At 62.4% G+C, this 19784-nt stretch carries 23 protein-coding genes; 12 read left to right on the forward strand and 11 right to left on the reverse strand.

Features of this window, described 5'->3' with window-relative positions; translation table 11 throughout:
• Positions 1-4: 4 nt before the first annotated feature.
• Positions 5-214, forward strand: coding sequence for a hypothetical protein (locus tag SFY93_RS23375; protein ID WP_320444794.1), 210 nt, complete (start codon positions 5-7; stop codon positions 212-214).
• A 50-nt stretch (positions 215-264) separates the two neighbouring features.
• Here the strand turns inward: SFY93_RS23375 and SFY93_RS23380 are convergent, their stop codons facing one another.
• Positions 265-1197 carry a helix-turn-helix domain-containing protein gene (locus SFY93_RS23380; RefSeq protein WP_320444795.1) on the reverse strand — a complete coding sequence of 311 codons (933 nt, stop codon included), beginning with the start codon at positions 1195-1197 and terminating at the stop codon, positions 265-267.
• Positions 1198-1438: 241 nt separating this feature from the next.
• Between SFY93_RS23380 and SFY93_RS23385 the strand changes: the two genes are divergently transcribed.
• The 3 genes from SFY93_RS23385 to SFY93_RS23395 all read left to right on the forward strand — a co-directional run bounded on the left by SFY93_RS23385 (position 1439) and on the right by SFY93_RS23395 (position 4725).
• Entirely contained in the window at positions 1439-3628 is a 2190-nt protein-coding gene (locus SFY93_RS23385) for a YadA family autotransporter adhesin (protein ID WP_320444796.1), read from the forward strand.
• Position 3629: 1 nt separating this feature from the next.
• On the forward strand, positions 3630-4061 hold the full coding sequence (locus SFY93_RS23390) for a hypothetical protein (RefSeq protein WP_320444797.1): 432 nt from the start codon (positions 3630-3632) through the stop codon (positions 4059-4061).
• Between the two features lie 97 nt (positions 4062-4158).
• Positions 4159-4725: a nitroreductase family protein gene (locus SFY93_RS23395; RefSeq protein WP_320444798.1), complete on the forward strand. Its 567-nt coding sequence runs from the start codon at positions 4159-4161 to the stop codon at positions 4723-4725.
• A 7-nt stretch (positions 4726-4732) separates the two neighbouring features.
• On the opposite strand, the gene SFY93_RS23400 is transcribed toward SFY93_RS23395, so the two are convergent.
• Both SFY93_RS23400 and SFY93_RS23405 read right to left on the reverse strand, forming a co-directional pair.
• A complete protein-coding gene (locus tag SFY93_RS23400; RefSeq protein WP_320444799.1) occupies positions 4733-7201 on the reverse strand; it encodes a putative bifunctional diguanylate cyclase/phosphodiesterase in 2469 nt (822 codons plus the stop codon).
• A 238-nt stretch (positions 7202-7439) separates the two neighbouring features.
• Positions 7440-8510 (reverse strand): RgsD C-terminal domain-containing protein, encoded by a 1071-nt coding sequence (locus SFY93_RS23405; RefSeq protein ID WP_414716960.1) that lies wholly within the window; start codon positions 8508-8510, stop codon positions 7440-7442.
• A gap of 225 nt (positions 8511-8735) precedes the next feature.
• On the opposite strand from SFY93_RS23405, the gene SFY93_RS23410 reads away from it, so the two are divergent.
• Positions 8736-9788, forward strand: a complete 1053-nt coding sequence (locus SFY93_RS23410; protein WP_320444800.1) for a patatin-like phospholipase family protein — start codon at positions 8736-8738, stop codon at positions 9786-9788.
• A gap of 11 nt (positions 9789-9799) precedes the next feature.
• Here the strand turns inward: SFY93_RS23410 and SFY93_RS23415 are convergent, their stop codons facing one another.
• Together SFY93_RS23415 and SFY93_RS23420 are read right to left on the reverse strand one after the other, a co-directional pair.
• A complete protein-coding gene (locus SFY93_RS23415; protein WP_320444801.1) occupies positions 9800-10228 on the reverse strand; it encodes a CBS domain-containing protein in 429 nt (142 codons plus the stop codon).
• Positions 10229-10465: 237 nt separating this feature from the next.
• Positions 10466-11239, reverse strand: a complete 774-nt coding sequence (locus SFY93_RS23420; RefSeq protein ID WP_320444802.1) for a rhomboid family intramembrane serine protease — start codon at positions 11237-11239, stop codon at positions 10466-10468.
• Between the two features lie 583 nt (positions 11240-11822).
• Here SFY93_RS23420 and SFY93_RS23425 point away from each other — a divergent pair.
• From SFY93_RS23425 to SFY93_RS23435, 3 genes are all read left to right on the forward strand, one after another.
• Positions 11823-12380, forward strand: a complete 558-nt coding sequence (locus tag SFY93_RS23425) for a PAS domain-containing protein (protein ID WP_320444803.1) — start codon at positions 11823-11825, stop codon at positions 12378-12380.
• A gap of 149 nt (positions 12381-12529) precedes the next feature.
• On the forward strand, positions 12530-13144 hold the full coding sequence (locus SFY93_RS23430; protein WP_089264909.1) for a PilZ domain-containing protein: 615 nt from the start codon (positions 12530-12532) through the stop codon (positions 13142-13144).
• 331 nt (positions 13145-13475) lie between these two features.
• The gene (locus tag SFY93_RS23435) at positions 13476-14099 is read left to right on the forward strand and encodes a transglutaminase-like cysteine peptidase (RefSeq protein ID WP_093762025.1); all 624 of its coding nucleotides are present in this window, start codon (positions 13476-13478) and stop codon (positions 14097-14099) included.
• Between the two features lie 251 nt (positions 14100-14350).
• On the opposite strand, the gene SFY93_RS23440 is transcribed toward SFY93_RS23435, so the two are convergent.
• The 3 genes from SFY93_RS23440 to SFY93_RS23450 all read right to left on the reverse strand — a co-directional run bounded on the left by SFY93_RS23440 (position 14351) and on the right by SFY93_RS23450 (position 15480).
• Positions 14351-14590, reverse strand: a complete 240-nt coding sequence (locus SFY93_RS23440) for a hypothetical protein (protein WP_320444804.1) — start codon at positions 14588-14590, stop codon at positions 14351-14353.
• Positions 14591-14655: 65 nt separating this feature from the next.
• Positions 14656-15027 carry a hypothetical protein gene (locus SFY93_RS23445; protein WP_081421821.1) on the reverse strand — a complete coding sequence of 124 codons (372 nt, stop codon included), beginning with the start codon at positions 15025-15027 and terminating at the stop codon, positions 14656-14658.
• A 156-nt stretch (positions 15028-15183) separates the two neighbouring features.
• Positions 15184-15480: a hypothetical protein gene (locus tag SFY93_RS23450; protein ID WP_320444805.1), complete on the reverse strand. Its 297-nt coding sequence runs from the start codon at positions 15478-15480 to the stop codon at positions 15184-15186.
• Between the two features lie 108 nt (positions 15481-15588).
• Here SFY93_RS23450 and SFY93_RS23455 point away from each other — a divergent pair, with 108 nt between their 5' ends.
• The 3 genes from SFY93_RS23455 to SFY93_RS23465 are packed head-to-tail and all read left to right on the forward strand — an operon-like array spanning position 15589 to position 16299.
• A complete protein-coding gene (locus SFY93_RS23455) occupies positions 15589-15870 on the forward strand; it encodes a hypothetical protein (RefSeq protein ID WP_320444806.1) in 282 nt (93 codons plus the stop codon).
• A gap of 8 nt (positions 15871-15878) precedes the next feature.
• Entirely contained in the window at positions 15879-16157 is a 279-nt protein-coding gene (locus SFY93_RS23460; RefSeq protein ID WP_320444807.1) for a hypothetical protein, read from the forward strand.
• Positions 16126-16299, forward strand: coding sequence for a hypothetical protein (locus tag SFY93_RS23465; RefSeq protein WP_170849843.1), 174 nt, complete (start codon positions 16126-16128; stop codon positions 16297-16299). The genes SFY93_RS23460 and SFY93_RS23465 overlap by 32 nt, the downstream gene beginning before the upstream one ends.
• Before the next feature lie 119 nt (positions 16300-16418).
• On the opposite strand, the gene SFY93_RS23470 is transcribed toward SFY93_RS23465, so the two are convergent.
• Together SFY93_RS23470 and SFY93_RS23475 are read right to left on the reverse strand one after the other, a co-directional pair.
• Positions 16419-16949: a gamma carbonic anhydrase family protein gene (locus tag SFY93_RS23470; RefSeq protein ID WP_320444808.1), complete on the reverse strand. Its 531-nt coding sequence runs from the start codon at positions 16947-16949 to the stop codon at positions 16419-16421.
• A 48-nt stretch (positions 16950-16997) separates the two neighbouring features.
• On the reverse strand, positions 16998-17327 hold the full coding sequence (locus SFY93_RS23475; RefSeq protein ID WP_068731897.1) for a DUF6949 family protein: 330 nt from the start codon (positions 17325-17327) through the stop codon (positions 16998-17000).
• 228 nt (positions 17328-17555) lie between these two features.
• Between SFY93_RS23475 and SFY93_RS23480 the strand changes: the two genes are divergently transcribed.
• Positions 17556-18263 (forward strand): hypothetical protein, encoded by a 708-nt coding sequence (locus SFY93_RS23480; RefSeq protein ID WP_320444809.1) that lies wholly within the window; start codon positions 17556-17558, stop codon positions 18261-18263.
• A gap of 914 nt (positions 18264-19177) precedes the next feature.
• On the opposite strand, the gene SFY93_RS23485 is transcribed toward SFY93_RS23480, so the two are convergent.
• Positions 19178-19783, reverse strand: coding sequence for a hypothetical protein (locus tag SFY93_RS23485; protein WP_320444810.1), 606 nt, complete (start codon positions 19781-19783; stop codon positions 19178-19180).
• Between the last annotated feature and the right edge of the window lies 1 nt (position 19784).

Here is a 19784-nt window from a genome sequence, read left to right on the forward strand (position 1 = left end):
GCCGATGAGCGACGATGAAGAGATCGAGATCGAAGCCTATCCGCTTCGGTCCTATCAGCTGATCGCCGATCCCAACCGGCCGGACGTGGTCGCGCTGGCATTCGAGACTGAGCGTGGCCATAGCCTCTATCTGGCCTCGCGGGCCGTGCTGGAGGATCTGGGCCGGGATCTGCTGGACCGCGCCTCCAAGATGCCGGAAAAGACGCGGCCTTAGGGCCCGTTTCGGTTCGTCGAAAACGCAACAATCTTGTCAGATGCGCGGTGTCAGGCGGAACGCTGCCGGCTTTCGTCGGAGGCGCGAGCGTTCGCATCGAGCGTGGTGGCGGCCTCGCGCGCGCTGTCGAAAAAGTAGATGAAGGCATTGGCGTAGAACACGCTCAGCGCCTCCGCCAGAACCGGCGTCAGCGTAATCTCCTCACCATTGTCGCCGGCGCGCACCAACTGCCCTTCGTCCGCAGCGTCGCGCAGCATCTTGGCGACATGGGCGCGCGACACGCCGAACCGCCGCGACAGCTCCGAGATCGAGATCGCGAACGGACGCGACGGCGGCACGGTGTCGTCTTCGGCGCCCGCCGCCAGGAAGGTCGAGGCGATCATCATGCCGGCGCTGCGGTCGCCGAACAGGCCAAGCCCCGGCGTGTACATGATCAGCCGAAAACCGTCCTCGTAGCGCGCGAACATCGCGGCAACAAAGGCTCGCACGAAGACCGGATCGTCGAGGCGATCAGCCAGCACAGCGCCGTCGGGAAACACCGGAACGCCGCTGACGAAATGCGATCGCCAGCGCGGCCGCAGCAGGTCGAGCAGCTTGGGTGTCGCCACCAGCGGCCGCCGGCGCCGATCGTCGGCATCTGGATCCGGCGCGACGTAGCCGGCAAAGCGCATCAGCGACACCATCGCAGTGGCGCGCCCCGGACTGCAGAGATCGAATTCGCGGCAGAGTTGCTTGATCCGGGTCGGCGTCAGGCCGGAAGACGGATCGGCGGGATCGCGTGCGAAATGGCAATGGAGCACGACATGGCTGAGCACGACACGGGCACGGTCGTCCATCAGCCAGTTTAGCAGCGGCCCGCCACGATAGAAGCCGGTGAGTCCGATCGCCATGTTGCGGGCGGCCTGCGGGAACGCGGGATGCGCGCGCAGAGCCGCAATCTTCGCCTCGAGATCACCTGCCCCCGGCGCCGCCACCTGTTTCATTCCACGTCCGTTCGCGCTCGCGCGCTACTTTAGTTAATTCGCGAGACACTACATTTCGCCAGATACGACCAAATTTCTGCAGTTGCGGGCGCACCGCCAGCGTCTAGTTTCGCCCCGAACAAGGGGACTTGAATTGACGACGCGGACGACACTCTGCCGACGTGTAGGAACGGCATTTGCTGCCCGATCGTCAAGCCGGGTGCGGCGTTTCGCTGCGGCCATCGCGATATCGGCCGCAACCGTGTCGTGCCTCGGAACGGACCCGGCGCACGCCTTCACCTGCGACGGAACCGCCGGCGCGGCTTCGGGAACGTCGGATGCCGGCGCTTTCCAGAATACCGTCTGCGGCGTCGACGCCATCGCAAGCGGGATCGGCATGAATAGCGTGGCGTTTGGTTATGTGGCGCACGCGACCAACAGCTTCACCACAGCCGTCGGTGGATCGACCTCGGCGACCGGCCAGCAGAGCGCGGCGTTCGGCTTCGGCAGCCTTGCACAGGGCGACTACAGCATCGCGATCAACACGGGTTCGGGGACCGATGGCGGCGGCAACCAATTGTACGGGGCGACGGGCACGTCTGCCATCGCAACCGGCTATCATGCACTCGCGTCCGGGGGCTCGAGCGTGGCCTACGGCTCCTCCGCCATTTCGTCCGGGCTCGGCTCCAGCGCATTCGGCACATCGGCTCTGGCCACGGCGGCGCAGGCCACCGCGCTGGCCAACGGCGCTCTCGCTTCGGGCATACGCAGCACGGCAGTCGGCGTTTCCAGCCAGGCCATCGGACAGGAATCGATCGCGATCGGCGGCGGCCTGAATGCAACGCAGGCGGCGTATTCGTCAGGCCTCGGCTCAATCGCCATCGGCAACCGCGCCGCGGCCGGCGGCACCTCTGCCAACGGCTTCACCAACGCCGGCAACACCGCGATCGGCCAGCGCGCTTCGGCTGGCAGCAGCGCAAGCAGCATCAGCAACGCCACCGCCCTAGGCATCAGCGCCAGCGCCCAGGCAAACAACGCACTTGCGCTTGGCGCCAGCGCCAGCGCGACGGCGGCGAATGCCATCGCGCTCGGCACGGGATCGCTGGCCAATGTCGCCAACACCGTGTCGGTCGGCGCGCTCGGCAGTGAGCGCCGGATCGTCAATGTCGCCGACGGCGCCATTGCGTCCGGCTCGACCGACGCCGCCACAACCGGACAGCTCTACACCGCCAACCAGCGCGTCGCCGATGCCTTCGGCACCACACTTGATTCCAACGGCCAGCTCAATGCGCCGAGCTACACCATCCAGGGAACAGCTTACAGCAATGTCGGCAGCGCCTTCGGCGCAGTTGATTCATGGCTGACCACCATTGGCGCCAGCCTGACCAGCCTGCAGACTCAGGTCAGCGGGTCCAGCGGACTGGTGCAGCAAAGCGCGGCAGGTCAGCCGATCACCATCGGCGCCAGCACCGGCGGAACCGTCGTCGACGTGTCCGGCACGGCGGGCAACCGCAGCGTCACTGGCGTGGCGAGCGGCGCCGTGACGTCGAGCAGCACCGATGCCGTCAACGGCAGCCAGCTCTATGCCACCAACCAGCAGGTCGCCGCCAATACAACGGATATCGCTAATCTGACCAGCGTGGTCGCGGGGCTCGGCGGCAGCGGCACCGGATCGAATTACATTCGCGCCAACAGCACCGGACCTGCGGCCTCCGCAACCGGCAGCAACGCCGTCGCCATCGGCGCGGCATCGAACGCCAGCGGCGCGGACTCACTGGCCTTCGGCACCAATGCGCAGGCGACACAATCGGGTGCCATCGCGATGGGACTGAATGCGTCGTCGACCGGCGTCAACGCGATAGCGATCGGCACCGGCGCTTCGGCCACCGGCTCGGTTGCGGTCGGAGCCGCCGCCTCGGCTGCGAATGGCGGCGCGGCGTTCGGCGACGGCGCAACGGCCACCGGTTCGCTCGCCACCGCGCTCGGTCCCAATGCATCGGCGACCGCTGCAAATTCCGTCGCGATCGGCTCCGGCTCGACCAACGCCGTCGCCAATACGGTATCGTTCGGCAGCGCTGGCAACGAGCGCCGCCTCACCAATGTCGCCGCCGGCATCAACTCCACCGATGCGGTGAATGTCGGGCAGTTGCAGTCCACCGTGTCCGGTGTCCAGTCGCAATTGACCGGCATCCAGTCACAGGTCACGGCCAACCAGGTCGAAGCGCGGCGCGGCATCGTGGCCGCGGTCGCCGTCGCCCCGGTCTTGATGCCGTCGGCAGCCGGCCGCACCACCCTCGCGGTCAACACCGGTTACTATCGCGGCGAGGCCGGCGTCGGCATCGGCTTCTCCCATCGCCTGAATTTTAGCGCGCCGACCGTTCTCTATGGCAGCTATTCCAACGGCGGCGGCGTCGAGCATGTCGGCCGCGCTGGCATGGCCGTGGAATTCTAAGATGGCCGGATCGCACATGGATCGTTGTCTCGCCCGGCTTCCCGGTTGCCGGTTTCTCGCCACTGCCCTCGTGATGGCGAGCTGTGCGCTGCCGGCGCTGGCGCAACAGCAGTCCGCCCCCACGCCGCCCTCTGCGCCTCAGGCGGCGCAGCCGCAGCCGGCAAAGCCGTTTCCGCAATCGACGGAATGGAACACGTTGCCGAAGATGATCCTCGAACGCCAGTTCGCCGGACCGCTGCAGGACACCGTGATCCAGCGTTGGCGCGACCCGGTCGACGGCATGATCTGCTATCTCTATCTGCCGATCTCGGCGCCGCATTCGCCAACGACCGCGTCCGGCTTCGTGCAATATGGTCCGAACACTATCGGCTCGATCAATTGCAATCCGGCCACGGCCCGCACCACCGCGTCGGCCCCTGCCCGAAGACCCTGAGCCGCCTTCACAATCGCTCCAGATCAGGCAAAACTGTCTCGTTGGCGAGGACCGCGCGTGCTAAGCGGTTCGGCACCTGCACTCGAGAGATTTTTTCGTGCCCAACACCATCGATTTCCTGAAGACCCGCCGCTCCGTCAAACCGCGCGAGATGACGGGCCCAGGCCCCTCGCCCGCCGAACTCGAAACCATTCTGACCATCGGCGCGCGCGTGCCGGACCACGGCAAGCTGGCGCCATGGCGCTTCATCATTTTCGAAGGCGACGCCCGCAAACGCGCAGGCAACCTCATCGCTACCGTGTTCGCACGGAAGAATCCCGATGCATCGGTCGAGGATATCGAGGCGCAGAAACACAAGCTGACGGAAGCGCCGCTGGTGATCGGCGTGGTGAGCATCATCAAGCCGCATCCGAAGATTCCGCCATGGGAACAGGAGCTGTCCGCAGGTGCGAGCTGCCTGAATATCGTGTCGGCCGCCACAGCCATGGGTTATGGCGCCAACTGGCTAACCGGCTGGATGGCCTATGACCGCGACGTGCTCGAAGGCCTCGGCCTGGCCGCCAATGAAAAACTGGCGGGCTTCATCCATATTGGCGGCAGACCCGACAAGGCGATCGAGGACCGGCCACGGCCAGAACTCAAGGACCTCGTGACCCGGTTCTAAGGTATAGCTAGGCAGCCTGGGACGCCTGGCTGCCAAACCGGCGCAGCAGGTTCTCGATTTCCGACGCGGGCTTGGCAGGGCTGAACAGAAAACCCTGCACCTCGTTGCAGCCTTCCGCGCGCAGCCAGTCCAGCTGATCGATCGTCTCGACGCCCTCAGCCGTCGTGGTGATGTTCATGCTGCGACCAAGCCCGGAGATCGCGCGTACGATGGCAACGCAATCCGGCCGCTCGATCAGATCCTTCACGAATGACCGATCAATCTTGATCTTGTCGAACGGAAAACTCCGGAGATAGCTCAGGCTGGAATAGCCGGTGCCGAAATCGTCCATCGAGATGCGGACGCCCAACGCCCGCAACTGGTGCAGGATGGCGAGATTGGCCTCGGTTTCGGCGAGAAAGACCGACTCGGTGATTTCAAGCTCCAGGCGATGCGGCGACAGGCCAGAATAAGCCAGCGCGGCCACCACGACCTGCACCAGATTGCGGCTGCGGAACTGCACCGGCGAGAGATTGACCGCCACCTTGATGTCATCAGGCCATTTGGCGGCTTCGGCGCAGGCCTTGCGTAGCACCCATTCGCCGAGCGTGACGATGAGGCCGATGTCCTCGGCAACCGGGATGAAATCCGCCGGCGAGATCATGCCCTTGTCGGGATGCTTCCAGCGCAGCAGCGCTTCGAAGCCGGTGATGCGGTCGGCGGCCAGATCCACCAGCGGCTGGTAGTGCAGCTCGAAGTCCCCGTCAGCGAAAGCGCTGCGCAGATCGAGCTCCATGTCGCGGCGCTTCTGCGCCTGGCGATCCATCTCGCGCTCGAAGAAGCGATGCACACCGCCGCCTTCGGACTTGGCCCGATAGAGCGCCATATCGGCATTGCGCATCAGCTCTTCGCTGGTGTCGCCATCGCCCGGCGACATGGCGATACCGATGCTGGCGCCGATCACGACCTCGACGCCGTTCATGTCATAGGGTGCGCTGATGATCTCAATGAGCCGTGCGGAAAAATCATTGGCTTCGTTGGGCGTGATATCGGCCGCGAGCACCACGGCGAACTCGTCGCCGCCGAGCCGCGCCGCGAGATTGTTGCCGCGCACCTCGGCGCGCATCCGCGCGGCGACCATCTTCAGCAACCGGTCACCCATCGGATGACCGAAGGAATCATTCACATTCTTGAACAGGTCGAGATCGATACACAGCACCGCGACATGCTTGCTCGGATCGTCGTGATCGAGCGCCTGGGCCAGACGCTCCTGATGAAAAACGCGATTCGGCAAATCCGTCAGCGCATCGTGATGCGCCATATGCGCGACGCGCGCCTCGGCCTTGCGACGTTCGGTGATGTCGACGACAGCCACGAGGAAACCGTCGCGGCCTTCGAACATCACGCGGCGGCCATAGGTCAATACCTCGATTTCGCTTCCATCGGCCTTCAGGTGGCGCCAGTTGCGGTCCGACTGATAGATATCTCCGAGCTGCATCAGCGCACGCGTGTGAATCTCCCACTCGTCACGCGGCCAGATTTCCTTGAGCTGCATGCGCAGGAAGGTTGCGCGGTCATATCCGTAATGCGCAACAGCGGCGTCATTGACGCTGAGAAAGTTCATCGTCTCGGCATCGAACACCCACATCGGCATCGGATTGCTGTCAAACAGCAGCCGGAACGAGGCCTCGCGGCGCTTGATGTCGGTGACGTCGGAGACCGTGAGGGACACGAGATCGCCGAAAGCCGTCGCGCTGAGCCGAAGGTTGCGATCATCGCTGTCGATTTCGAGCTGACCGCTCTGGCCATTGGCAATCATGGACAACAGCCATTTCGTCACGCTCGGCAGCGACAATGCGTGGCCGCCTGCGCTCAGCTTGCGCCACTGAAGGTCGGTGGGTGATACTTTCAGCAGGCGCGAAGCGCCCTGATTATGATGCACGATCTGGAAGTCAAAAGCCTGGCTTGCGGAATCCCTGATTGCCGCAAGCGACACGATGCCTTCGTCCGTCGATGAGAAGATCGCATCGACCAGATTGTAACGGGTGCCCTGCTCGTTGACATAGACGCCGACCAACCGGCCACCCCAGCGTGACGCTGTCGGCAGCGCCAGAATGTCATAGGTGTGGACGAGACCGTCACGCACGCAATGCGCCACCATCAGATGCGGCCTGTTGGCCTGCAAGGCGCAGTTTGCGGCTTCCGTTAGCGCACGCACGCAATCAGGTGCCAGCACGTCGAGCGGAATGCCCCAGCGATCGTCACCCAACCACTGTTGCACATAGCGGCCGCTGCGTGACACTTCGAGCGTCTCACCTTCGACTTTCAGCAGGACGATGTGATCGGCCATCCGCCCAAGACTGCCGAGCATCACTTCTTCATAGCCGGGCAGAATCTGGCCGGGACGAACGGCCGCCCGCCATTTGCGTTGCAAGGCGGGAATGTCGTCGAACAACTTGACGTCCGGGCTTCCGGATAACTGTCTGGCCGCGGTCACGACATCCCCTTCGGAACACTTGTAGCGATACGTGCTATTCGGGCTATGGGGATTAACGTCATGTAAACGTTCCGCGGCCGCGGACGGCAACGACCTGTTATAACGCGATAAACTGGCACGATGGTTAGTTAGCGATTCAGGACCATGACACGCGCATGACAATTCATTCGCGTTTGAAGCGTGTTGTCTGCAACGAGATCTTGTTCTGGAAGATTGTTGAGTAGCCTGCGAGCAGCAGTTAGCGCGCGATGACTTCGATCTCGCCGTCGACGCCATTCACGACGTTGAAGGGGCGCTCGAACACCTTGCCTTCGTTCTTGGCGATGGCGCGGTACTCACCTTCCGCCAGTGTGACGCGCGGGAAGGCTCCGATGGATTCCTTGATGACGTCGCCGGCCGGCGTGATCACCGACCATGCGGTGTTGGCCAGGGCCTCGCCGCCCTTGTCGCTCACCAGCTTCATGGTGATGACAGCCGCACGATGCGTGATGGTCACGTCGGTGAGCTTGCTCGCTTGCACGCGGATGTCGGAGCGCACCACCGAATTGGCGTCACCGTAATTCGAGATGATGTAGTAGGTGCCTTCCTGCAGCAACACAACATCGCCGGCAGGAACGCTCGGCAGTAGCGGCGTGCGCTCGCCGCCTTCGAACTGGCTGCCTTTGTAGATCGAGAACGAGATCTGGTTCTGCGGAATCTTCGTGGTGCCGACGCGGCCCTCGATCCGCAATCCGCCCGCAGGGAGAACGAACGCTTCACGATCGGTCTCGGATTTGATGGTCACCGGCCGCACCGCGCTCACGAGGCCGAGCGCCACATGCACCACATAGCTGCCCGGCGGCAGCACGATGTTGGGCGTGGCACCGCGATCCTCGCGGATCAGCCTGAAGGCACCGGTCTCGTCCGGCCGATCCGAATAGACCCGCCAGACCAGTCCGCTATTGATGACCGGCATATCCTTGCCATAGCGCGCCGTCAGCGCCAGCACGCCCTGTGCCGGTCCCGTTGGAGCAGCCTGAACTGGCGACGGCACAGGCGGGGCGACATTGGCAACCGGCGGCTGGGTCAACGGCGTCGGCAACAGGGGGGTGGAAGCAGGGCCGGACGGCGGCGCGAGGCTGATGGCCGGACCCGACGGGACATCCGGGATCGAGCCCGGCGGAACCGGTGCCGGGCGGTCCGAAAAGAACTGTGCGGACGCTATCCGGGGCAAGGCAACAGCCTGCAGCAGAGCGAGGGCCAGCACCATGGCCAGCCGTCCGCTCCGGCCGGATGTTCGCAAATCATGGCCCCATGCACTCATGGTCATGCTTTTCACCGAAAACGTGACAAATTCAAGCCTTGACGGCTGTCCCGCGGCCAGACCCACAATCGCGTGAGGTTCCCCATGAACCGGTGTACCGTGCGGTAACGGGTCGCTCTGCAGTCACATTTGGTGCCTAAACCTCGCAAACGCGACATAAATCATGAATTAGCTACCGTCTGGAATGATGGCGTTGCTGCATTTAATATCGGCGGCGTCGAGGAGCTTGGTGTGCTGGAGATTTTGATGGGGCGCGGCCAGAATGGCGCGAACGGTCGCGACAAGCCTGGTTTGGGCAGCGTTCGACGTCCGATCATCGGTCTGGCGCTCGGCGGCGGTGCGGCGCGCGGTTTCGCCCATATCGGCATCCTCCGCACTTTGCTTACTCATGGCATCGTCCCGAACGTCGTGGTGGGCACGTCGATCGGTGCCGTGGTTGGCGGATCCTACGCCGCCGGCCACCTCGATACGCTTGAGGAATGGGCCCGCGGTCTGCAGCCCCGCAATATTCTCAGCTATCTCGACATCCGCCTGAACGGTTCTGGCCTGATCGGCGGCAACAAGCTGGCCGCGCAGCTCGAAGCATCGCTGGGCCATACACTGATCGAAGATCTCCCGCTGAAATTCGCCAGCGTCGCCACCGAAGTTCGCACCGGTCATGAAATCTGGCTGACTCATGGTCGCCTGGTCGATGCGATGCGCGCGTCCTATGCGCTGCCGGGCATCTTCTCTCCGGTTCTGGTCGGCGATCGCTGGCTGGTCGACGGCGCGCTGGTCAATCCGGTGCCGGTATCGGCGGCGCGCGCGCTGGGCGCCGAGATCGTCATCGCAGCTAATCTCAGCAATGACGTGTTTGGCCATTCGACCACGATTTTCGACCATGGCACGGGACCGGAAGTGGCCGAGCCCATCATCGAAGTCGAAGAGCCCAAGCGCGGTTTCAGCAAGTTCTTCTCGGCCGAGCGCACCATGAAGCGCGAATTCTTCGGCGGCGGCGGTCGACCGGGCATCTCTACCGTAATGGTCGATGCCTTCAACATCATGCAGGATCGCATCACCCGCGCGCGCCTTGCCGGCGATCCGCCGGATCTCCTGATCGCACCGCGCGTTGGCCGCATCGGCTGGTTCGATTTCCACCGCGCCGAAGAAATGATCACGCTCGGCGCGCGTGCCGCAGAACGCGCCGTCGAGTCCATTCAAGAAGCGATCGAAATCCTCGCCCCTGAAGTGGCAAACTCGCCTGCGCCCGTCGTTGCGCAGAAGCCGACCGCTTCGCAGAGCTGAACACGGCGGGCTCAGGCCGTCGCGATGTATTCGCGCAGCGCTTCCTGTTCACGTTCGAATTCGCGCAAGCGAAATTTGACGACGTCACCGATCGAGATCAGGCCAACGACCTTTTCGTCCTCGATAACGGGCAGATGCCTGAATTTTCCGGTCGTTATCTTTTCCATGATTGCACCGACCGTATCAGACGGTTTGCAGCCAATGACCTTGCGCGTCATCACGGCGCTCACGTCTTCATCCAGTGCCGCAGCGCCGCGCTCTCCGATCACCCGCACGATGTCACGCTCGGACAGGATACCGTCGATGTGGTGATCACTCATCACCAGCACGGCGCCGATTTTTCGCTGTGACAGCAGCTGCACCGCCGATGAGACCTTATCGTTCGGCGAGACGCTGATGATCTGGTGGCCTTTGGAATCGAGAATTGCACGTACCGTCATTGTCGCCTCCTAAGTCGACCATGCCCTTTGTCGGACGCGGTCTTTCATTCTAGGGTCGTCAGACAGATGCAGTGTAACAGCGCAGTTCAACAGTCGTTCAGATGTGGTGATCGCACTGACACACCATTCGCGCCGGGAACGGGATCGGCCTCAAGGGCCGAACCTGCCAACGTGAGTCACCTGTCGAATACATAAGATGGATCAAATGCGTCGGCCTCGCAAGAAGCCGGTACGCGCTTAATGCAGGTCGGAGATGTCCGGAGACGATGTTTGTGACCCCGTGCGTTGCAACCTCGGAATAGGATCGAACAGCGAGAACAGCAGCAGCCCGGCGAAGAAGCCGCCGATATGCGCCTGCCACGCAACGCTCGCCCCTTCCGCGCCGATCGCAATCGAGCCGACGCCAAAGATGATATTGACGCCGAACCAGACCGCCAGAAATCCGATCACGCGCGGATCGCGCAGTGAGCGCAGCAGCGGAAGCGCCGGCACGCGTGCCGCCTCATCGGCATCGCCACGGTTGAACGACAGGAAGCTGCCGCGCACGAAGGCAAAACGGATGGCCGCGGCCATGGCGCCGGAGACCGAAGCCGAGGCGCCGATCATCGGTGCGAGCGCGTGTTCATGGGTAACCAGATGGGCAGCGGCGCCAGCCACAGCCGTCACCGCCATGAAGGTGAAGAAGCGGACAGCGCCGAAGCGCCGCGCCAGCGCGCTGCCGAACGGCAGCAGCCACAACACGTTGAAGCCGATATGGCTGAGATTGGCGTGCAACAGGGAGTAAGTGACGAAACTCCATACCTTGGCGCCATTGCCGCCGGGAAACGGCATCGACAGCAGCGTCTGATCGTAGCGCTTCGGAATGAAACCGAAGACCTCAATGGTCCAGTATTCCAGATCCACCGGCAGCAACATGCGGATGATATGGATCACGGCAAGCAACCCGACATAGGCCGTCAGCGCCCCCGGCAGGGTCAGGATCGGTTCACGCGGGGGAGCGGGGGAATCCAAGGTGTCCAAGGGGATAACGGCCTGTCAGCGGCTCTGGCGAGCGATGCTCCAGATAGTCGGCTTTGCCGGTGCGGTGCAAGCTCAGGATAGCCGCAGGACAGCAAACCCGCCTGAAAAGAAAAAGGGAGAGCCTCTGAGAAAGGCTCTCCCGGGTCCGTCTTGATCTTTTCCCGCGGATGGATGTCCCGGTGTGCCGGACAAGCCGACATCCCCACCCCTCCCCGCGTGACGACCAATTCTGTTTTCAGCCACCTGTTTATCGAAACGCGTCACGAACTGCTGGAGACAGTCCGCTCTGGAGTGAGCAGGAGACTACCGGCAATCCCCGCGTTGCCAAGCGCATGCTTAACTTAGAGTTAACGGCGAGCCGGCCCACCCGCTCCGAAACCGGACGGTTAATGAGATCCTAAAAATCATAGTAAACTTAACCTTAACGGCGGATACCCGCCCGAACGCGGTGGAAAACGCGCCTTCGGCATGGACGCTGCAATGACTGATCTGCACAACATGTAGCGGCGAGCGATGGATGGATTCGGGACAGAAATGTCCCCGATCCACTGCAAGCCGGGTCAGGATCAGGCGAATGAAACATCCATCCAGCCGCGCGTTCTTCGCCTATTGGGACGACAAACGCGGTTTTGCGCGCGCTCCCGATCGGAGTGAGCTGGAACCGGGCCCCGTCCGCGAATTGCTCGGCGACATCTTTGTGCTGTCCTATGACAAGCCCGTCGAATTCCCGTTCCGCGTGGCCGGCACAAGAGTTTGTGCCCTGCTGGGCCGCGACCTGAAGAACCAGCCGTTTCCGTTGCTGTTCGCGCCCGAGTGTCGCGACGAGATCCGGGACATGATCACCGTCGTATCCGAGGAGCAGCTCGTTGCCGTCGCTGGCGTCACTGCCATGACCGAATTCGGTCAGAAGGCGCATCTGGAACTGCTGTTGCTGCCATTCGCGGCGCGCGCGCATTCCCCTATCAGCCTGACCGGCCTGCTGGCGCCTATGTATGAAGTCCGCGGTCGGCTCGGCGCATTCCAGCTGACGTCGTTTCGCTATCTCGCCCACCAGCCGCAGCGCTTTGCGCCGCGCGCCCTGCGCAAACTGCAGGTTGCCCGCGGCCTGATGGTCTATGAAGGGCTGCGCTGAGCAGCCTTCTACATACGCTGCTCATTATAAGTGTCGCGCAGAACAATCACGCCAACTGGTTGCGCCAGTTCGGTATTTGCTAACGCGGCGTTAACCCTACGGGCCGTAGGGTCGGTCGAAACTCGACCCGCATCACCGGCACGGCACTGATGGCGTTCGCGCAAACAAAATCGATTCTTCCGTCTGCAGAAGAACGCCGTCGCTTTCAGCGGGTGAAAGTGCACCTGCTTGGCCGCTATATGCTGCCGGATCGCCGCGAATTTCCGTGCCAGGTCATCAATATGTCGCCCGGTGGCCTCGCGCTGCTCGGTCCCGGCATCGGCAATGTGGGCGACCGCGTCATCGCCTATCTCGACCATATCGGCCGTGTCGAAGGTAAAATCACCCGGATCATCGACAACGGCTTCGCCATGACCGTGGGTGCGACACCGCGCAAACGCGACAAGCTGGCAGCCCAGCTGACCTGGCTGGCCAACCGCGACATTCTTAATCTGCCGGAAGACCGCCGCCACGACCGTATCGTGCCGCGCAATCCGATGGTGCTCCTCACCCTCGAGGATGGCGTCCAGATGAACGGCCGCATTATCGACCTGTCGCTGTCCGGCGCCGCCATTGCGGCAGAGAAGCGCCCGCTGCTGAATTCGATCGTCATGCTCGGCCGAATCCAGTCCCGTGTGGTCCGCCATCTCGAAGAAGGCTTCGCTCTGGAGTTCTTCCACGAGCAGTTGGCAGAGACGCTCGAAGACAGCGTCAACGCCCGGTAAACGGCCGAACGCCCCCGATCCTCGTTTTTCAATGTCTTGAAGGCGCTATACGCGTCAGCGGATACCGTTGCGCGTCATCTGCACGCGGTCGCGAGGGGTTAATTTCACGCCGCTTTGCGCACGCAAGTTCCTGAATTGCAGCATTCAAGCCATTAACGCGTAAAATTTGAATCAAATACAATTAGCTAAAATTTGAATCACATTCGATTCAAGTATAGTTCGAATTCGCCGCGCCTTTTACTTGTAATCGCTTCAATTGTACTTGAGCGATTTAGCGGCGACGAAAATCCTTTGTGCGAAACATGGTCCCAACAAGAAAACGGGGGCCACAATGTTTGGTAACAAGGGGCGATACTTCGGACTGGCCGTTTTAGCAGTCCTTCTTGGAGTGACTTCGTCGGCACGTGCCGGCAACGAAAAACTCTACGCAAGCCTGGGCGACAGCACACGCGCACCGATCGGCTGGGTCGAATTCTGTTCAGACAATCCGACCGATTGCCGCGGCGGTGCGACGCAAGCACGTGACATCGTCATCACGCAGACTGCGTGGAAGGATCTGGTGCGGGTCAATCGCTGGGTCAACGAGACCATCAAGCCAATGACCGACATGGATCATTGGGGCGTGATCGAAAAGTGGTCGCTGCCATCAGATGGTTACGGTGACTGCGAAGACTATGTACTCCTGAAGCGCAAGATGCTGATCGAAGCAGGCTGGCCACGTGAGGCGCTGCTGATCACCGTGGTGCGTGACAAGAAGGGCGAAGGCCACGCCGTGCTCACGGTGAAGACGGACAAGGGCGAATACGTTCTGGACAACCAGAATGAGAACGTCCTCGCCTGGACCGAGACCGGCTACCGCTTCGTCAAACGTCAGTCACAGAGCGATCCGAATGTCTGGGTCTCGCTCGGCGACAACCGTCCTGCAGTGGCTACGGCCAGCGCGCGGGATCGCTAAACAACAACACGAATTGGAGACACGCGACCCGGTCACATCCCCACCCCTCCCCGTCCCAGACCGGATCGCGCGCGCCCGAACCTCCCCCAAGGTTCGGGCGCAACTTTTTGAGGTGGTGGCCACGCAGCTTGCGGCAGGAAGCGGCCGACAATGCGGGGAAATAGATGCAGGCTTGGCTGACGAAGTACAAAGTGCTGGGCTGATCTCAGACTGCCGTCTGAGAAACCCGAACCGACGAAGAAATCGCCGCGCTAGTCGCGGCGATTTGCGTTTCGGTCGATGGTGCCGTCGGGCCGATAGCCGAAGCGCACGAGTGCAGTCGCCGTCAACCGCTTCCCGAACCGGCGCTCGAACTCACAGAACATCCAGACGAAAGCCATCACCAGCGCAAAGACGGTGGTGACGAACAGCAGCGTGAGATTGGCAATGTCGAGGGTCATGGTCATCGTTTCGATTTTGCAAAACGCATACCAGACAATCTGACCAGCCATGATGTGGCTCCAGCACAGCTATGCTGGAGCCGACGAGGTAATCAGGTGGCGTCGCTCAAGGCCAATCAGTCACAAACCTCGACACGACGCACCCGATATCCAGCCGGTGTCCGTACGCGCTTACGCGTTATGTAACATCCGCCTTCGTCATCATAACCGCCATAAGCGTAGGGGTACCCACCGTAATACGCATAGGGGCCGTAGCCGTAGTAACCGCCATAAAGACCGGCGCCGGCGAGACCAAATCCCAATCCTATTCCCGCACCGCGAAATCCACGGCCGAAGCCACCGCCGTGAAATCCGCCGCCATGGAAGCCTCCTCCGCCGTGAAAACCTCCACCACCATGGCCTCCGCCACCGCGCGCCGATGCGGCTGTCGGGGCGATCAGTGCGACTGCGGCAACGGTCATCAGACCAAACACCAATTTGCGTAACATCAACTACACTCCGTCACGGGTCACTTCCAGCGCCGCCCGTCTCAAGTAGGTAGCTCTTTCCTCCGTGAACCGCCACGGTGTGACGATCAATAGCCGTCACTTGTTCGCGACTGTCGGTTACGGTCTGTTGCTGAACGCCTGTCGCGCAACGTTGCGCTAGCAACCCTTGCAGATGCTCTTCACCTTGCGATCGACGGCACGATCCTGCGCATCAACCGCTGCATCGCCTGTCGCCGGCTTGCCATCGGGCGACGCCTGTCCGGTCCCGCTCGCGCCTGCCGTGATCCCGGTCGCGGCGCGTCCACCGCTCGCATTCGCCGTGCCTGCACTATTGGTACCCGCAGCGCCGCCCGTCGCGCCGCCACCTGCACTGCCGGATTGGGCGAACGCCGCAACTGAAGACAACAGGACGGTAGCCGTTGCAGTCGCGATGAGTTTCGAGGAATGCGCCATTGGAAATCTCCTTCGGCGTTCAACGAGACCAGCGGAAACGGGTTCCGTTGCGGGAACGAATTTGGCGCCGGCGGCTTGAATCCCTGACATTGCCGAGGAGAAGCCTGCGTGTCCTGGGACAAGCCGTTTCGCGAACCGATCGAATTGCCTGACGGCAACACGTTGGTGTCGTTGCGCGACGCCGGCGCTTACATCACACAGCTGTCACCATCTGAACACGATGCAAAGGAGTGGCAGACCGCGATGCATTGCCTGATCGAGGCGGCCGACTACGGCGGCCCCATCAGTTTCGCGCGGCTCGGCGTTGCACAGGCACTGCATCGCCATCAGGAGAAAGTATTCGACCCGACGCGCAAGCGATCGCGCTGGCGCGAGCCGGGCCTCAGTTAGCAGATGTCATGCGCAAGCTGATCGACTTCGATGACGAGACCCTCGACAAGCTGACCCAGCTCGGTCGCGATCGCATGGCAACGACGCAAGAACTTGCCGATGAAGCTTTCGCCGACCTCCTGAAGAAGCACGGCGTTCCGATCGATCTCAAGGATGCGCTCCGCAAGAGCGTGAAAGCCGCCGGTCCATCATCGGCATCAAGCCGCAAGACTGCGATGCGCCCCGCCTCGTCACGTCCAGCAAGGAAGAAGGCCCATGCCAAACGATCCGCAAAAAGATCCATTTGAGGAAGGCGAGCGTGCCGCCAGCGAGGGCATTCCTGCCGAGGCCAATCCCTATCAGGACGGCACCGAAGAACATTCGCTATGGAGCGCCGGCCACGAGCGCGTGGCCGGCGAGACAGAAGCCAATGAGTCAGAAGGGACGTGATCGCGCTGCGTGCGATCACAACGAGAGCCCTTTCGGTTCTGATAGAATCAGAACCGAGGCTCTGGCTTTTTGATGCGTTTTCTTGACGCGACCCGGTACCCGCTTCGCTCTAAAACGCTCTAGCCGATCTTCTTGAGACCTTTCTGGAAACGCGGGCCGTTCGCCTCATAGAACCGCGCCGCGCTGCCCATCGCCGTCACCTGCTCCGGCGACAGCGTGCGAATGACGCGCGCCGGCGATCCGATGATCAGCGAATTCTCCGGAAATTCCTTGCCCTCGGTGATCACCGAGCCGGCGCCCACGATGCTGTTCTTGCCAATTTTTGCACCGTTCATCACGATCGAGCCCATGCCGATCAGCGCGCCATCCTCGATGGTGCAGCCGTGCAGGATAACGTTGTGACCGACGGTGCAGTTCTTGCCGATGGTCAGGGGAAAGCCCTTGTCGGTATGGCACGTGCAGTTGTCCTGCACATTGGAGCCTTCACCGATCTCGATCCATTCGTTGTCGCCGCGCAGCACCGCGCCAAACCAGACACTCGCCTGCTCCAGCAAACGAATCTTGCCGATCACATCGGCAGTGTCGGCGATAAAGTAATTTCCGCTGGCCGGAAGATCCGGTCCCTGCCCGTCGAGTTCGTAGATTGCCATGATTGAGTGGTCTCCCTTTGTGGGAGACACTGCCACGGATTCTTGTGCCTAGGCCAGTATGCCCAGCGCTTCCAGCGTCATCACGATGAAGGTGCCGGACATCAGGCTCCAGAGGCCGGCCAGCACGGTCGCGATCATCACGAACTGAACGCGATGCTGCTCGGCCGCGCCGTTGCGCAGCGTGTTGCGCATGATGATGAAGGGCGCCGTGAAGACCAGCAGCGGCACGGCTGCGAAGGCTTCAGGGGACGGCCCCTGCTGGAGCAGGCTGAAGCTCGGGGGACGTTTGGCAAAGGCCTGATAGGCGCTTGCAATGGCGCCTGCGAGCGCGAAGCCAATGCATAGCTGGAAGAATGAATTCAACGCATCGGGGGACATCGAAGCTCTTTCACGGCACATACAAACACCGCCCTGCATCGCAAAACGCGAGGCTCCACGCCAGCATAACGTTAATAAAGGGTTAACGGCACGGTGGGAACCGCGTACGGTGCATGGCTCCCGGATCCCGCCCGCGGCGAGGCGCGCGAGGCCGTTAACCATCGGCTGGCATATTCGCGGTTGATTCGCCCACCCGGTACACCGTCCCAGTTCCAATTTAGCGTGCGCATGTCTCTGCTGTTTCCGACCCACCCGACGACGCGGCCGCGGCGCCGCCACCGCCGCAACCACGTCGTGCCGATGCTGATCGGTGCAGCGCTTGCAGCCCCCGCTATCGCAGTGGTGGCCTATCTGTTGTGGCCGACCTGGCAGAGCCAGAAGCCCGGCGATCCCGACCGCATTCCGGTGAGCGTGGGCGCCACACTGTTCAACGTCCCGACCCATGCGTTTCGCCGCAAGGTGCAGAAACATTCAGGGCCGCAGGAACGCGTCGATCTGAGCTATGTCTATCCATCGCTGGAAGCGAGCAACCTGCCGAGGCATGTCAGCGTCGAGAATTTCGATGAGAACGCGCAGCCGATCGATCGCATCTTCGTCTCGATCTCGGCGCATCACGATGCGACCTCGCCGGACACCCGCCTGCGCACGATCTATCCGCGCTATATCGACCGCGCGACATCAAGCGAAGACGGGCTGACCACGCAGCCATTCCGCGACAACTCGCCCTACAGCAATGAAGATCTGTTTCTCGGCACGACGCCGGCGCTGGTGGCGCGCTGCACGCGCGACGGTGCCACGGAAGGCATGTGCATGAGCGAACGCCGCATCGGCGGCGCCGATCTCATCTTCCGCTTTCCGCGTAGCTGGCTCGCGCAATGGCGCGATGTCGGCAATGCGATGGATCGACTGACGATCCAGCTCAGCGGGCTGCGGTAAACGCCCTCGTCGTGATTGCGTTGATCGTAGGCTGGGGTGGGCGTCTGCTCGATGCGCCTGCGCTCACTCCATCCCACGATCTTGCCTAACCCTCTCAGTCGTCATGGCCGGATGGCGCGAAGCGAGCTTCGCTAGATGTTCCGGCCATCCACGCCTTGCTGTGGACGTCGCCAAGGCGTGGATACCCGGCATGCGCCGGGCATGACGGCGTCTGGTTTGAGCGTGCGCGCGTCACGTTATTTCAGATTCAACTGTCAAACAGCCACTGCTCTTCAGACATGCGTCATCACCCCTGTTGTTTGCGGCGCGGGGGCGCCGTCGTATCTTGCATTCCCGCCCTTTTGTGAGAGGGCGTGCGGAACGCCGGGTGCCCGTTGCACCCTTGGGCCTGATGCGAATGCGGTCTTCCGCAATCTAGAGTGCATCAGGACTTTCGGAGGCGCCGAGCCAGTGCCCGACGTTCCGCCTGCGGTGTTTTTTCGGTTGCTTGCACTTTGCCTCGACGAACGCTCCGATCGCGAATTAAAGTCCCAAGGCGATGGGAAGGGAGCCTCAAGCGAATAGGCCGAACGCGTTTTGACTTGGTCGTCCGTCACACTGTCCAGGAGTCTTTCCATCCCAAGGTCGGCCGTCTCCTAGCCAGTGGCAGTGCTGGCGCAGATTCGTCCTGCCCGAAGACAGACGTTCCCCCGTGAACCGCGTGACGCCGCATCTCCGGCGTCCACCGCATCCTGCCCCGCGAACGTGACGATCGCGATCGCCCCTCTCAGTGGGGCAGGACGAAGGGGAATATAAACCTGATGGGGATGCTGTCAACGGGAGATAGGAAAAAATGTTTGATGGCTGCATCGCCGCCCCACCCCGTCACCCCAAGCGGAGCTGCGCGGAGTTAACGCTCGCGCCGGCCATCGCCGCTACGGCACATCTTTGGCTGGCAGGACGGGCACGGGCAGCGGGGCGAATGTGATGGACTGGGAGTCGCCGCGCATGAAAGCGGGGTCCAGCAGGCCACCGCCGGACGGATCGCCGCCCGGTTCGCCGCTGGCGAACAGCGCACCTGGCGGCCCACCAGGTGGCAACTCGCCCTCGCCGGATCCGAATTGCGCGGCACGCCCGCCTTGCGGATGACCCGCGGCGATCTCAGTGCGCGCACGCTCAGCCTTGCGCGCGAGCGCGGTGGAGTAAGGCCGCCGATAGGCCCGCGGCGCCCCGCTCGGGAGATTGTCGTCGTCGAGGGCCTCGACCCACATGTGGATGGCACCGGGCTCGCCCTGGGCGATGTTGGGCTCGACGCTGCGCACCCACAACAACTGGAAGTTCGGCGGCAGCGGATCGTCCGCCGACCAGCCGAGCAGGCCCTGGGTGCGGAAGAACACCAGCACGTAAAACGCCGAAGTCACCATCACCGCGCCGGCCTTCACCGGCCACGGCAGCCGCGTCCGCACCACCGCCAGCAACAGCAACAGGCCGAGCAGCACGTAGCCGAGCGACAGACCGATAATGCTGGTTTGCAGGCTCATC

The organism is Tardiphaga sp. 42S5, from assembly GCF_034044155.1.
Classification (GTDB): domain Bacteria; phylum Pseudomonadota; class Alphaproteobacteria; order Rhizobiales; family Xanthobacteraceae; genus Tardiphaga; species Tardiphaga robiniae.

Coding starts and splice junctions, on each gene's coding strand:
- SFY93_RS23375 (WP_320444794.1), top strand. CDS start 5: ATGAGCGACGATGAAGAGATCGAGATCGAAGCCTATCCGCTTCGGTCC.
- SFY93_RS23380 (WP_320444795.1), bottom strand. CDS start 1,197: ATGAAACAGGTGGCGGCGCCGGGGGCAGGTGATCTCGAGGCGAAGATT.
- SFY93_RS23390 (WP_320444797.1), top strand. CDS start 3,630: ATGGCCGGATCGCACATGGATCGTTGTCTCGCCCGGCTTCCCGGTTGC.
- SFY93_RS23405 (WP_414716960.1), bottom strand. CDS start 8,510: ATGACCATGAGTGCATGGGGCCATGATTTGCGAACATCCGGCCGGAGC.
- SFY93_RS23415 (WP_320444801.1), bottom strand. CDS start 10,228: ATGACGGTACGTGCAATTCTCGATTCCAAAGGCCACCAGATCATCAGC.
- SFY93_RS23425 (WP_320444803.1), top strand. CDS start 11,823: ATGAAACATCCATCCAGCCGCGCGTTCTTCGCCTATTGGGACGACAAA.
- SFY93_RS23430 (WP_089264909.1), top strand. CDS start 12,530: ATGGCGTTCGCGCAAACAAAATCGATTCTTCCGTCTGCAGAAGAACGC.
- SFY93_RS23435 (WP_093762025.1), top strand. CDS start 13,476: ATGTTTGGTAACAAGGGGCGATACTTCGGACTGGCCGTTTTAGCAGTC.
- SFY93_RS23440 (WP_320444804.1), bottom strand. CDS start 14,590: ATGGCTGGTCAGATTGTCTGGTATGCGTTTTGCAAAATCGAAACGATG.
- SFY93_RS23445 (WP_081421821.1), bottom strand. CDS start 15,027: ATGTTACGCAAATTGGTGTTTGGTCTGATGACCGTTGCCGCAGTCGCA.
- SFY93_RS23450 (WP_320444805.1), bottom strand. CDS start 15,480: ATGGCGCATTCCTCGAAACTCATCGCGACTGCAACGGCTACCGTCCTG.
- SFY93_RS23460 (WP_320444807.1), top strand. CDS start 15,879: ATGCGCAAGCTGATCGACTTCGATGACGAGACCCTCGACAAGCTGACC.
- SFY93_RS23465 (WP_170849843.1), top strand. CDS start 16,126: ATGCCAAACGATCCGCAAAAAGATCCATTTGAGGAAGGCGAGCGTGCC.
- SFY93_RS23470 (WP_320444808.1), bottom strand. CDS start 16,949: ATGGCAATCTACGAACTCGACGGGCAGGGACCGGATCTTCCGGCCAGC.
- SFY93_RS23475 (WP_068731897.1), bottom strand. CDS start 17,327: ATGTCCCCCGATGCGTTGAATTCATTCTTCCAGCTATGCATTGGCTTC.
- SFY93_RS23480 (WP_320444809.1), top strand. CDS start 17,556: ATGTCTCTGCTGTTTCCGACCCACCCGACGACGCGGCCGCGGCGCCGC.
- SFY93_RS23485 (WP_320444810.1), bottom strand. CDS start 19,783: ATGAGCCTGCAAACCAGCATTATCGGTCTGTCGCTCGGCTACGTGCTG.